10 protein-coding genes are annotated in these 13,528 nt (G+C 43.6%); 4 read left to right on the top strand and 6 right to left on the bottom strand.

The annotated features are described in order from the left end of the window. Window positions 1–508 precede the first annotated feature (508 nt). Window positions 509–1,321, bottom strand: a complete 813-nt coding sequence (locus QOL76_RS07275) for an XRE family transcriptional regulator (protein WP_283412374.1) — start codon at window positions 1,319–1,321, stop codon at window positions 509–511. 69 nt (window positions 1,322–1,390) lie between these two features. Between QOL76_RS07275 and dinB the strand changes: the two genes are divergently transcribed. Both dinB and QOL76_RS07265 read left to right on the top strand, forming a co-directional pair. Continuing rightward, window positions 1,391–2,539, top strand: a complete 1,149-nt coding sequence (dinB, locus tag QOL76_RS07270) for a DNA polymerase IV (RefSeq protein ID WP_283412373.1) — start codon at window positions 1,391–1,393, stop codon at window positions 2,537–2,539. A 1-nt stretch (window position 2,540) separates the two neighbouring features. Further along, on the top strand, window positions 2,541–5,507 hold the full coding sequence (locus QOL76_RS07265; RefSeq protein ID WP_283412372.1) for a DNA polymerase III subunit alpha: 2,967 nt from the start codon (window positions 2,541–2,543) through the stop codon (window positions 5,505–5,507). 24 nt (window positions 5,508–5,531) lie between these two features. On the opposite strand, the gene QOL76_RS07260 is transcribed toward QOL76_RS07265, so the two are convergent. Both QOL76_RS07260 and QOL76_RS07255 read right to left on the bottom strand, forming a co-directional pair. Continuing rightward, window positions 5,532–6,944, bottom strand: coding sequence for an alpha/beta hydrolase family protein (locus QOL76_RS07260; RefSeq protein WP_283412371.1), 1,413 nt, complete (start codon window positions 6,942–6,944; stop codon window positions 5,532–5,534). A gap of 88 nt (window positions 6,945–7,032) precedes the next feature. Beyond that, window positions 7,033–7,707, bottom strand: coding sequence for a hypothetical protein (locus QOL76_RS07255; protein ID WP_283412370.1), 675 nt, complete (start codon window positions 7,705–7,707; stop codon window positions 7,033–7,035). 320 nt (window positions 7,708–8,027) lie between these two features. On the opposite strand from QOL76_RS07255, the gene QOL76_RS07250 reads away from it, so the two are divergent. Both QOL76_RS07250 and QOL76_RS07245 read left to right on the top strand, forming a co-directional pair. Beyond that, a complete protein-coding gene (locus QOL76_RS07250) occupies window positions 8,028–9,632 on the top strand; it encodes a solute:sodium symporter family transporter (protein ID WP_283412369.1) in 1,605 nt (534 codons plus the stop codon). Between the two features lie 4 nt (window positions 9,633–9,636). Beyond that, window positions 9,637–10,455, top strand: a complete 819-nt coding sequence (locus QOL76_RS07245) for an inositol oxygenase family protein (RefSeq protein WP_283412368.1) — start codon at window positions 9,637–9,639, stop codon at window positions 10,453–10,455. 82 nt (window positions 10,456–10,537) lie between these two features. Here the strand turns inward: QOL76_RS07245 and QOL76_RS07240 are convergent, their stop codons facing one another. The 3 genes from QOL76_RS07240 to QOL76_RS07230 all read right to left on the bottom strand — a co-directional run bounded on the left by QOL76_RS07240 (window position 10,538) and on the right by QOL76_RS07230 (window position 13,433). Then, entirely contained in the window at window positions 10,538–10,984 is a 447-nt protein-coding gene (locus QOL76_RS07240) for a hypothetical protein (protein WP_283412367.1), read from the bottom strand. Between the two features lie 106 nt (window positions 10,985–11,090). Further along, window positions 11,091–11,378, bottom strand: coding sequence for a hypothetical protein (locus QOL76_RS07235; protein ID WP_283412366.1), 288 nt, complete (start codon window positions 11,376–11,378; stop codon window positions 11,091–11,093). A 114-nt stretch (window positions 11,379–11,492) separates the two neighbouring features. After that, window positions 11,493–13,433, bottom strand: a complete 1,941-nt coding sequence (locus tag QOL76_RS07230) for a tetratricopeptide repeat-containing sensor histidine kinase (RefSeq protein WP_283412365.1) — start codon at window positions 13,431–13,433, stop codon at window positions 11,493–11,495. Window positions 13,434–13,528 lie beyond the last annotated feature (95 nt).

Here is a 13,528-nt window from a genome sequence, read left to right as displayed (position 1 = left end):
ATTGGATTTAGCGATTGGCTAAAGGGCAAAACTAGTGAAATTTCACTTATTAATATGCTGTAGAACTGATCGTGCCTTTGGCACTCCTAGTGATTTCGAATTGGTTTTACCCAGAATTTCGCTTCTCTGTATTCGGGGCTGTTAATGGTTGTGCCGTTGGCACAAAAAGCGCACTAGGGTCGATAAAATACTGCTTACACACATTGATCTATTGCTATTCACATAGCTTCAATCCAACAATCATCACGCGTATTGGGACTTCCAATCCCTTGCCAACGGCAAGGTCTATAAAAGCCCAGAATGTAATTCTGGGTTTAGGATGATCATCTTAACCAAAGAGTGCCAAAGGCAGGATCTGTATTAAAAAATATATCCTCAAAAAACCTGCCTTCGCGCCTCCCGTACAGCTGTCGGGAGCGGGAGATTAATCATCTAGACGAAACCTTCGAGGTCAAAAAAAGACCTCAAAGGTTAACTCATTCGCTGCGTCGTCGCGAGAAATAATCTCTCAAAGCTCCCCTCCCTTCTGCATCAACCCCAACTTCCTATTAATCTCCGAAATTTCAATCCCAACTTGTTGCAACGTCAGCGGCTCCTGCGGAAACTCATCACTCATATAATATTCAAACTTCCATATCTCACGGATTTCCTCTGCAGGAACCCTATAAGGAGTGTAAATTGGATTTAGCGAACGAAGCAAAAAGCTTCTCTCCTCCGCCTGAAAACTTAACATCTTAAAACTGACCCCCTCACTTGCCGTCACCACCACGCAGGGAGTTTCTTTGGCTAGCCTCCACTCGGACAAATACGAACCAATCACATAAGCCCCATCTGCTATCGGCAACATGCTATCCCCTTCGGTTTGGAACATGCGGTATTTTTTATCCTTTGACAGATTTGGCAAATTGAACACCGGCAGTGTGCTCAAATACTCCGGATCTCCAAAACCGCCCAAATACCCTGCTTTGGCTTTGATCGGAACAAGTTCTATGTTGTCTTCATTACTTGAGCTCACAGTGGTGGCGAGAATCCGAACTTTCGAACCACTCAGAAACACATCATTTCCAGCTTCCAGATCACGGATCTTCAGTTCACTTAGTTTGGACAAATCCACCCGAAGCAGCGTATCCACACTCATCCTGAAATAATCCGCACACAACAACAAATCCTCGATTGCCGGTGACTTGCTATGTCCATTTTCATGCGCATTCAGTTTGGCGCGAGTCATGCCAAGATTTTCAGCCAGCATATCCTGACTCAATTTGCGTCGCTTTCTGAGAAATTTCAGATTGCCCGCCCAGAAAAAGCTTTGACTTCCCATTTTTATTCGATACAATTAATGACAATAAAATGATACTAATACTATCAAATATAGCAAGTAATCTGAGAAATGGAAAGGCATATCGTGCATTTGGATCTGGACACGTTTTTTGTGTCTGTGGAGCGGTTGAAAAACGAAGCGCTAAAGGGAAAACCCGTCATCATCGGCGGCAGTTCCGACCGGGGAGTAGTGGCTTCGTGCAGTTACGAGGCGCGGAAATTCGGTGTGCATTCCGCCATGCCTATGAAGCTGGCGCGGAGACTTTGCCCTTCGGCATTTTATATCAAAGGCGATCATGACAGCTACAGCCAGCAGTCGCGCTTGGTCACGGAAGTCATTCAGGAACAGGTTCCGCTGATGGAGAAGGCTTCCATCGATGAATTTTACATCGATATGACAGGAATGGATCGCTTTTTTGGCTGCGAAAAATTCACCAAAGAACTGCGCGAAAAGATCGTCAAGGAATCTGGCTTACCGATTTCCTGCGCTTTGGCCGTGAACAAACTCGTATCCAAAGTTGCCACCCATGACGCCAAACCGAACGGGCAGACGACTATTCCTTTCGGCAAAGAGAAACCCTACCTAGCACCACTTCCAATTCGAAGAATGCCGGGTATAGGCGAAAAAACCTCCACATTATTGGAGCGAATGGGTGTGGAAAACATCCGCTTACTCAGCGAAATCCCACCCCGAATGATGCAAAATCTCCTGGGAAAATGGGGAATCGACCTTTCCCGAAAAGCCAATGGAATTGACGAATCACCGGTCATTCCATACACCGAGCAAAAGAGCATTGGCACGGAAAACACCTTTGAGTCGGACACCATCGACATGGCTTTTCTCAATAGCCAGCTCGTGCGAATGACGGAGAAAGTCGGCTTTGAGCTTCGCCAAAAACGCAAGCTCTGTGGCTGCATCACGGTAAAGCTCCGCTATGCAAATTTCGACACGGTCAGCCGTCAATGCATTATATCGTACACCAGTTCGGATGAAGTACTGCTGGAAAGAGCCAAGGAACTCTTTGCCAAGCTCTATGACCGGAGAATGCTCGTGCGGCTGGTCGGTGTAAAAGTCAGTCATCTCGTACAGGGAAATCAGCAGATCGACCTTTTCCAAGACACCGAAGAAGGTGTAAACCTGTACCAAGCCATCGACTGGATCAAAAACCGCTACGGCGAAAAAAGCCTCACTCGAGCCATCACCCTAACCCGCGCCTAAAATGTTTATTACTTGTAAAACCTGGTTCAGCTACCGCTACGGTACCTTCAGCACCGAGAAACTCGTGGATGCTGCAGCCGAGCGCGGCCTTTCCTCTCTTGGCCTCACCAATATCAACAGCACGGCAGACAGCTGGGATTTCGTGGATTTCTGTAGGGTAAAAAACATCAAACCCATTGTCGGAACAGAAATCCGAAACGCCGATGTTTTCTGCTATACCTTATTGGCGAAAAATGATGCGGGACTTCTTGAAATCAATCGGTTTTTGTCTCAGCATTTACAGCAGGAATTAGCTTTCCCTGAGCGACCTGACTGCTTTTCAGAGGTACTGATTATTTATCCGTTTGGAAGCTTTGCTGCGCAAAACCTAAAAGAACATGAATTCATCGGCGTATTGGCGAGCGAGCTGAATCGCCTGAAAAAGCAGGAGGTGGAAGCCTTTCCCAAGAAATACATCATCCGACATCCGGTGACTTTTCAAGACAAAACGGCTTTCAATATTCATCGTTTGCTTCGAGCCATCGGCAAAAATACGCTGATCAGTAAACTGGGAGAAAATGACTTTGCCTCCCCGGATGAAATGTTTGTCTCGGAAGCAGCGTTGATGAGTGCTTTTCGGAATTTTCCCGGAATGATCAGCAACACGCTACAGCTGATCGAGTCCTGTGAAATCAAAACAGAGCTGAGCACTGACAAAAACAAAAAACACTACAGCGCGAGCGGGGAAGACGACCGGATTTTATTGGAAAAGCTTGCCATGGAAGGCTTTCACTATCGCTATGGCAATAATCCTGTAGCCAAAGCACGGGTAATCAAAGAACTGAAAATCATCAATGATCTAAATTTCAATGCGTATTTCCTGATCGTTTGGGACGTGATCCGCTATGCGCAAAATCGTGGCTTTTACTACGTAGGGCGAGGAAGTGGCGCCAATTCCATTGTAGCTTATTGCCTGAAAATCACCGATGTGGATCCGATCAAACTCGACTTGTATTTCGAGCGATTTCTCAACCCTCACCGGACTTCCCCTCCGGATTTTGACATAGATTTCTCCTGGAAAGACCGGGATGAAGTGATCGATTACATTTTCAAGCGTTACGGCAAAGATCATGTTTCCCTGCTGGGAATGTACAGCACCTTTCAGCGCAGAGCCGTGATCCGTGAGTTGGGGAAAGTTTTTGGTCTGCCAAAAGAAGAAATCGACCAACTCGTCCGAGGCAAGGATCAGCCGATGAATGAGGATAAAATCCAGCGCACGATTCTGAAGTACGGACAGTTGCTGGAGAATTTCCCGAATCACCTTTCCATTCACCCGGGCGGGATGCTGATTTCCGAGAAGCCTATCTATCAATACACGGTCAACGAACTTCCTCCAAAGGGCTTTTGCACGGCACAGATCGATATGTTTTTGGCAGAGAAAATCGGCCTGTTCAAACTTGACATCCTCAGTCAGCGCGGATTGGGACATATCAAGGAAGCCATCCGACTGGTGAAGCAAAACCGGGGAATCGACATCGATATCCATCGGGTAGAAGAGTTCATGAGCGACCTCAAAGTCGCCGAGCAAATCCGGAAAGCAGATACGATCGGCTGCTTTTACATCGAGAGTCCGGCCATGCGCCAGCTCCTCACCAAACTCAAATGTGACGATTACCTCACACTGGTAGCGGCCAGTTCCATCATACGACCAGGCGTGTCGCAGTCGGGGATGATGAAGCAATACATCGAGCGATTTCACGATCCCGAAAAGATCATCTACCTGCATCCTAAAATGAAGGAACTGCTGGAAGAAACCTTCGGCGTGATGGTGTATCAGGAAGATGTGATCAAGGTTGCACATCACTTCGCAGGACTGGATATGGGCGAGGCGGATATTCTGCGTCGGGCCATGTCGGGCAAGTACAGATCGCACAATCGCTTCAATGAGATCAAGGAAAAGTACTTTGCAAACTGCACCAAACTTGGGCATGATGACACCGTCGCAGCGGAAGTTTGGAGGCAAATGGAATCTTTCGGCGGCTATTCCTTTTCCAAGGCGCACTCAGCTTCTTTTGCAGTGGAAAGCTACCAGAGTCTGTACCTGAAGACCTATTTCCCCATGGAATTTATGGTGGCGGTGATCAATAACTTTGGAGGATTTTACAGCACCGAATTCTATTTCCATGAACTCAAACGCACCGGAGCAAAGGTCAACCCACCCTGTGTCAATCGTAGTGAGTACCTAACCAACATCATTCGGGAGGAGGTCTTCGTAGGCTTGATCCATGTACAGCAATTGGAAAAGAAGCTCTGCGATTTGATCTTGGAAGAAAGGCAGGCCAATGGAGATTACCTGGGTTTGGAGGATTTTATCGAGCGCACGCATGCCGGTCCGGAGCAACTGAATATTCTGATCAGTGTGGGGGCATTTGAGTTTACAGGTTTGGGAAAGAAAAAACTGCTTTGGAAAGCCAATTTCGCCCAAAAACATCTCACGTCTATTCCTGATTCTCCGGCGCTTTTCAAGGAACCTCCCATGGATTTTACCCTACCGGATTTTCCTGATTACCCGCTGGAAGACGCGCTAGACGAGATCAATGTGCTGGGTTTTGCGCTTACGGACATGTTCCGTCTTTGTGCTCACGATGGCAAAGGAACTGTTCTGGCAGAGCAGCTTCCACAGTTATTAGGGAAAAATGTGGAAGTTCTCGGTCGACTCGTAGTCACGAAAGACGTACGAACGATACACCGGGAGCACATGGCTTTTGGGACTTTTCTAGATCCCAAGGGAGACTGGCTGGACACGGTGCATTTTCCTCCTTCGTTGAAGCGCTTTCCTTTTCAGGGCCAAGGATTTTACAAAATGCGAGGCAAGGTCGTAGAGGAATTCGGCACCTTCGCCGTGGATGTACATGGCATGTGGAAAGTGGGGCTGAAGGGGAAGAAGGAGGTACCGCCGACAAGCAAAGATTTTGCTATATCAACATAAGTCAGAAGCTATTTATGGAGTTAATTACTTCACCTGCTCCTTGATCCAATTCGTGACCACCTCAAGCGCCTTTGGTGAGAAGGTCTGCTCTATCTCAGCATACTCGCTAGGTGAGCCAGTCTCAGCTTCCTGGAATAAGTGATTCAGCCCGGCCAGTTCCACCGTAGTCACGTTCGTATTTCCTCCTTTTGCTAAGGCAGCTTTGATTGCTTCCAAGTTCTCCTTCGGTGGGACTTGGAGGTCTTTTTCTCCATTGATCGCCAACACCGGACAGCTTACCTTTTCCAAAGCTGGAGCTGGATCATACTTGATAAAATATTGCATCCAAGGACTGGTGAGTTGGGTCACTTGAGCTGCAACAAACTCCGCCTCGGTCATACCTCCGGGCACATTTTCTACCGGGATATTGCGAAACACCTGAGTCATGTAGGCTTTGATACCATTTTCAAGTTCCTCATCGCTTTGATCTTTGACCATGATTTCAAAAGCTTTCCTGCTGATCATCTCATTTTCTTCAAGCTGATTGGGGCTCATCCCGGCAGCTTCCCCGATCAGTGTTTGTTGCGCAAGAAGTAGTTTATCTCCACGAATTCCAGTCCCCGCAAGCAACACGATAAAGTCAATGTCATCAGAATCTCCCGCCACCATAGGCGCGATGATCCCGCCCTCACTATGCCCGACAAGACCTATTTTACTTTTGTCTATCTCCGGTCTTGACTGCAAATACTGCACAGCCGAAGCTACATCAGTAGCAAAGTCAACAGAAGTAGCAGCACTGAAGTCACCTGTGGAAGCTGCCGTGCCTCGATCATCAAAGCGCAAAACAGCAATCCCATTTCTAGTCAGATAGTCTGACAAAACCAAAAAAGGCTTATGCCCCATTAATTCTTCATCACGATTTTGCGGACCAGACCCTGAGATCAGCACCACCGCTGGGTATATCCCGTCTTGCTCGGGCATCGTAAGTGTACCAGCCAGTAATATTTCCGCCTGTTTATTATCAAAAATCACATTTTCAGAGCGGTAAGGAAATGGTTTTTGAGGCTCCTGTGGTCTTTTTGCTACTACTTTTTCTATTTCCTCTCTGGACAGATTCATAGGAAAGGCCTGACCCGCCTGAGTAAATACCCCGATGATAACATTGTCATCACCTAGTGTTCCCTCGTACTTTATATTGGCGTTGGTAATCGAGATTTTCAGTGTACCATCTTCAAAACTGGTTGAAGTCACTGGAATCCCAAATGCACCTTGATCAGGACTGTCCATGGTCGCGCTATAGCCGCTTTCTGATTTTTCAATATTAAAAACCAACCGAAGCTGGACAGTCTGAACTTTCAGTGCTCCATTCCACTGGCCGGTGATATCTTGAGCAAAGCTGCTCAGGGAAGCCAAGAACATCAATATAATTAAGGAAGCAGTTTTCATTATTTTTTTCATTATCGTCAGCTAATTGAATTCACTAAAGTAATGCATCCTGAATTTAAAACTGGAAATCAAAAGAGCTATAAAACCAATCGTCATCAGGTTAGCCCATACTTCCTTTATCCTTTTTAAAAACAAAATTGAATCCCAGCTCATTGATAAAAAGCTTCGTCAATTCGTAGGCTGTACCTCCTATTAAAAACACAAATGCTTCTCTGTAATATGGCCCTTGATAAATAATCCAAACAAATAATAAACTTGAATGCAGCATCCAAAAATTCTTATGACGCTCGGAAAGTTTTTCAACCAAACCTAAAATCAAAATTGCAACAACCGAGTAGGCACTGATAGTTATTAAATCCTGCGTCATTTCATTGTTGCGATATTCATACACGCAGAGGATCAGCAAATACACTACCGTAATATGCTTCCAAAACGGCCTATCTATCTTCCTCCCTAATAGATTCCCTAAAATCAGGATGGCACCATGCAAACGAATATAGAGTTTATCAAAAACATTTTCAGAAAGACTAAATAGGATAAAAACTGCAAAAGCAGCATATAGCAATAGACTGTATTTTAATTTTGGTTCCCGGAAGTCATCTACATAAAAATCCGCTACAGCGATCAAGAAAAAATGGGAAATCTGCCATCCAATGATCCCTCGAGGAATAGCTATTGTAGAAATATTTCCAAAGATGAGAATAAGGATTAAAAGAATTTGGAAAACGATATTTACAACCCTTTGAGATTGCTCTATTTTGAGTGTTGCTACCATAGGATAGAAGAAAAAATTGGACTATTTCAGATAAAAGCAGTAATGAAATTCCTTATGACTATAGTTTTTAATCCAAAGAAACCTACTTCAATATCATTAATCCATCTCATTAAACCAAAAATGTCTGTAGGGACCAAAGAATCCTGAATGAGGTAAGTATCATTTTTCAGAATAGACCTAACCTTGTGTTTGACACTTTAACTTCATCAAAAGGGAAATTTGCTATTGATCATTAGATAACACCGGAACTTTTGTCTACCCGTTCTATTTTCCTATTTTTCCAGAATACAATTTCAATAAACCCACACAACCCAAAATAATTGCTTACTCTTTTCAGTTTTCTAGCATTCACAGGCTTCGTAGCTATCTACTCCACGTGGATGCTTCGCAAGCAAAATCTCGCCACCCAAGACGGGTATTTTCTAGGTGGTCGAAGTTTGACCGGCGTAGTCATCGCCGGTTCCATGTTGCTGACCAATATTTCCACCGAGCACCTGGTAGGAATGAATGGATCAGCCTATAAAAACGGAGCGATCATTATCGCTTGGGAAGTCACTTCAGCCATCGCTTTGGTGATCGGTGCACTGTACTTTATCCCAAAATACCTGAGAATGGGATTGACTACCATTCCTGAGTTTTTGGAAAAAAGGTATGATAAAATGACGCAGGCGCTGATTTCGCTTTTACTTATCACATCATTTGTCGTCACTTTACTCCCAATTGTACTTTATACAGGAGCGATAAATATTGAATCAATTTTTGGGATTTCGGAAACACTCGGGATCACACAAAAAGAAGGAATTTGGCTTACAGTAGTCGTGGTGGGAGTAATCGGAGCAGTTTATGCGATTTTTGGAGGCTTAAAAATGGTCGCTTACACTGACACCATCAATGGCTTCGGCTTGCTGATCGCCGGTTTGCTTGTTCCTATTTTTGCACTTTGGGATATTGGAGATGGAAATGTAATAGATGGCTTGGTGAAGGTCTTTAATAATGCTCCCGAGAAGTTTAATGTGATCAGCAAGGAACCTTCGATCGGTCCGGGATCCAGAGATTCCATTCTTCCTTTCGAAGTGCTTTTCACCGGACTGATCATCAATCAATTGTATTTCTGGACCATGCATCAATCCATTGTGCAGCGAGCACTAGGAGCGGTGAGTCTGAAAGAAGCGCAAAAGGGATTATTATTTACAGGAATTTTGAAAATCCTGATCCCACTTGTGATTGTCCTTCCTGGGATTATAGGCTTCTATTATTTCGGTGATACGCTTTTTGATTCCCAGGATAGCGTCTATCCAGAGCTGGTCAAGCGTGTGCTTCCGCCGTGGATGACAGGGTTCTTTGTAGCGGTGATCATGGGGGCGATTTTGAGCACGTTCAATAGTGCTTTGAATAGCGCAGCGACTATTTTCAGCCTAGATATTTTTAAAGTTTATATCAAGAAATCAGCTAAGGAAGGCCAACTCGTCCGAATAGGAAAGTGGGTTTCAGCAATTTTGGCGATTGTTTCTATTCTAGTTGCACCTTTTGTGGCCAATGCACCGGCAGGGCTTTATCAGCTTTTGCAACAGCTAAATGGCATCTTCTTTATCCCGATGGCTACCGTGATTATCGCAGGATTCTTTTTCCCAAAAGTATCTGCTGCTGGTGCCAAAGCAGGATTGGTTTTCGGCTTAGCATTCTACATTTTGATGGATTTGATACTTAAAGTCAACATCCATTTCGTTCATATTTGGGGAATAGAGTTTATACTCAATCTAATTGTGATGCATTTGGTATCTGCTCAATTTCCAGTAAAAAATCCATTTGTAATGGTAGATTCAGGCAAACTCAGCATTGTTCCTTGGAAACATGCCACAATGCTGGGCTGGATTTTGATTGCAATCACAGTAATTATTTATGTAATTTTAGGTACAATTGCTTAAGGCTATGGAAACTACAGAAAAGGAATTCAGAAATTATAACAAGGCAGACATCAAAGCTGCCGTGAAAGAGCATTACAGAAAAATGCGCATGTATCAAACTTACGATTATGTGCAGCGGATGAAGTCAAAATATCTAACGTTTGACAAGCCGATGAACCTTTGGGATGCGATGGAAAAGCTCAATGCACTCATTGACGTCAGCGATCCAGACCTTGATTTGCCTAATGTGCAGCATTTAATTCAATCTGCAGAAGCCTTACGTGCTGACAATCGTCCTGACTGGATGCAGTTGGTCGGTTTGATTCACGATCTCGGCAAAGTGATGTATCTGTTCGGGTCTGATAAGGACGGAACGAGCCAGGACGAGCAATGGGGGCTGGTTGGAGACGTGTTTGTGGTTGGAGCAAAACTACCGGATACCTGCGTTTACCCTGAATTCAATGAGCTAAATCCTGACATGAAAGATCCTCGCTACAATACTGAATTGGGAGTTTATGAAAAAGGCTGTGGCTTGGACAATCTCCAGTTAGCATGGGGACATGATGAATATTTTTATCAAGTTTTAAACAATCACTCAGAAAATACGATCCCTGAAGCTGGAATGGCTATGGTTCGCTATCACTCTTTTTACCCTTGGCACAATGGCGGAAGTTACTCCCAATTTGAAGCTCCGCAAGATGCAAAGGTCAAAGAGTGGATTCTGGATTTTAACCAATATGATTTGTACACTAAGTCTCCAAAGATCTATGATTTGGAAGATGTGAAGGACTACTATTTGCCGATAGCTGAAAAGTACTTAGGAAAAGGGCCGATCTTCTGGTAAAACAAAATCACAAGCAGTAAAAAGGCAGGAGCTCTGAGTTAGCTCCTGCCTTTTCTGTTAACAGACCTATTTTCGTAAATAATTATAGGTGAAATTGCCCTAAAAACTCTGTGTTGCTTCCAATATTAATTTCATTTAAGCCACCTCCATTTTTCTCTGAAACACCAAATTTAAGATTGAATACGCAGTTGTCTTTGAATACAACTTCAGCAGTACCACTTTGAATTGGGTTACTGATCGTCACACATTTGTCACCGATCTTAGCGTAAAGTTTATTATCAGAATACACTTCAAATTCACCAACTGTGCCATCAGGAAAAGGGCTGTTGGCAGCAGCGTATTGCATGGTCAATGAATATTTTCCCACAATAGAAGGCGCCACTGTTCCTGCGGTCTCTCCACTTGCAATAGTTCCTGTACACACTGTACTACAACCCCCTACTTCCGGATCATCGTCGTCTTTTGAGCAGGAAGTAGCTAGGATGGAAAGTGAGAGAAAAAGGAATAATAATAGCCTGGAGTTTTTCATTTGCTTTTGGTTGATTTTGGATAATCAAAAATCAATCAATACGGACTAGTAAAGAATACGGCAAACGCACTATTAACAAATACATTTTAGCTTGGTTTGCATTCTATCAATTTTCAGAATCCTTCTTTACTGCCTCGACTTGAAGCTTTATTAAATCTAACTGTTCCTGTGTTTTTTCTTTGATTTGGGAGAGCTCTCCTACTTGATTGCTTAGTCCTTGGGAGCGTTTTATTTCGTTTTGAACCAAGCCTTCCATTTCCTGAAGTCTTTTATTCTGAATCTTATCCTGCCTCCTATATTCACGGAAAAGCAAGTAATGGAGCAGTACAATACTGCCCAAAACCAAAAGCACTAATAGGCTTAGTAAATGATTTTCAAAAATGGATAAGACCATTAAAAGATGAAAAGATGGAGCATTTCAAAACTAGCTAATCCAACAGCTCAAGGTAATACGGCAAATGGACTATATAGCCAGCTTCATCCCATCAAATCCTTTCAGGATCGAACCTTACTTTTTCGGAATTAAAAGAGTAACGTATGTGCCTTTGCCGGTTTTTGATTGTATCTCGAGCTTTCCTCCAAGCTCTTCGGCACGCTTTCGCATATTGTACAACCCATTTCCAGCCTTCACCTGTGACTCTTCAAACCCTGTCCCATCATCCTTTACCACCAGTTGGAAACCCTTACCAATCTGAGCTACAGCCACAGTAATTTGGCTAGGATAAGCATATTTGAGAGCATTTTGTATCGCCTCCTGTACTATTCTGTAAATCTGAATTCCTTCCGATGAAACCATGCTAAAATTGGGATCCAGACTTTTTTCTATATCAAAATCAAAGGTGATTCCGCGTGTAGAAACTCCAGCTCTCTCTAGGTAATCTGAAATTCTAGCGGAAAGCTGACCCAAGGTAATTTGTCCTGAGTTCATCGCCCAGATCGTGTCCCGCAGCTCGGTAATAGTTTGCTTGGTGAAATCTGCAATGGAGTCATATCTATGAGAAAGCGTATCCTTGATCGGGTCAAAGTACTTGAGATTTTCGATTGCAGAAATGATAAAAGTAAGTTGCGCACCGATATTGTCATGAAGATCTCTCGAAATCAACATCCGCTGTTCCTGAAGTTTATTCTGCGTTTCTATTTGTGCCAAAGCAATTTTCAACTCCCCTTCCTGAGCTAGCTGACGATTCTTAAGTTTTTGCTGGCTGTAAAGCAAGTATCCTACTACACCCAAGACTACTGCTAAAACCAAAGATCCGTAAAGCTGAAAATTCTTATTTCGAAGTTCGAGTCGCTGTCGGGAAATAGCAGCATCCTTTTGCTCAGACTGGTAGCGAGCTTCCAGATCAGACGTGAGCTGCTGTATTTCCTGCTCGGTAAGCTTCTTGTTCAGATCAGAATAGGCTTGAGTGTAATACGCCGAGCTGTCAGGCATACCCAGCGCTGCATACACTGGGGACATCAAAAGATACATGGTAGCTATATCATCTTCCGCATTTTGGGCTTTGAAGTGGGACAAAGCACGTAGGTAAAACTCCCGGGATTGAGGGTAATCTTTGAGGTCATGGTAAGACTGCGCAAGATTTGATTCCAATAAAGCATAGTCGTAATCTGCCCCTACCTGAGCTGCGAGTTCCAATCCCTTTTCTGCAAAGGAAATGGCAAGCTTGCTATATTTTTGGGCATTGTAGAGGGTTGCAAGATTATTATAAGTAGTCGCGGTGTAGTAGTCATCACCCTCTTCTATGAAAATCTGCAATGCTTCTAAATAAGTTTTTTCTGAGTTCTGATAGTCCTTTAGGTTTTTATAAATACTGGCAATGTTGGTAAGTGTAGAAGCATATAAGTAGTCTACATTCTGAGCCTTCCTATATTCTGCGACCTTCTGCAGTATCTCCAAAGCCTTGGGATAATTCCTCATTTCCAGATAAATCACACCAATGTTATTTCGCACAAAGTCAGCATTACGCTCATTCCCAGTCCGTTCAAAAAAACTTAGAGCTTTAAGGTAATTCACCATGGCAGAGTCCGATTGGAAATCACGCTGATACACTGATCCAAGATTTGTAATCGTGCCGTAAATTTTTGTAGAATCACCCGTTTGATAGCGTAATTTCAAGGCTTCTTGATAATTCTTCTTTGCTTCTATCAACTCACCTTTTTCCATATTTGCATAAGCCAAATCGCTGTAAGCCTGGCTAAGCACGGCGGCATCATCGAGTGACTTTGCTACTTTAATGTTTTCCTCTCCAAATAGAATTGCCGTATCCTGAGAAACTGGCACATAATACCAAGTCAGTTCTGAGAGTATTAAAGAACGATCATTGGCGGTTTTAGCTTTAGAAAGTTCCGTTTTGAGGCTGTCTAACAACTCTGAAGTTGTCTGCGCAGAGAGAAACTGCGTATATAGAAGAATAGAAAAAACTCCAAGGAACCGGTAAAATGAATTCATAAACAATTGGTTTGGTGGGAAATAAGTCAAAAAAAATTTCTCTAGCAAGGTTCTATTATAAGTGGAGTTTAATTTAAATGAAGATAGAATACTAA

The sequence above is a fragment of the Algoriphagus winogradskyi genome (assembly GCF_900182815.1).
Taxonomy (GTDB): Bacteria; Bacteroidota; Bacteroidia; order Cytophagales; family Cyclobacteriaceae; genus Algoriphagus; species Algoriphagus winogradskyi.
The sequence above is the reverse complement of the archived record's forward strand: the minus strand, read 5'-3'. Positions and strand labels throughout refer to the sequence as shown.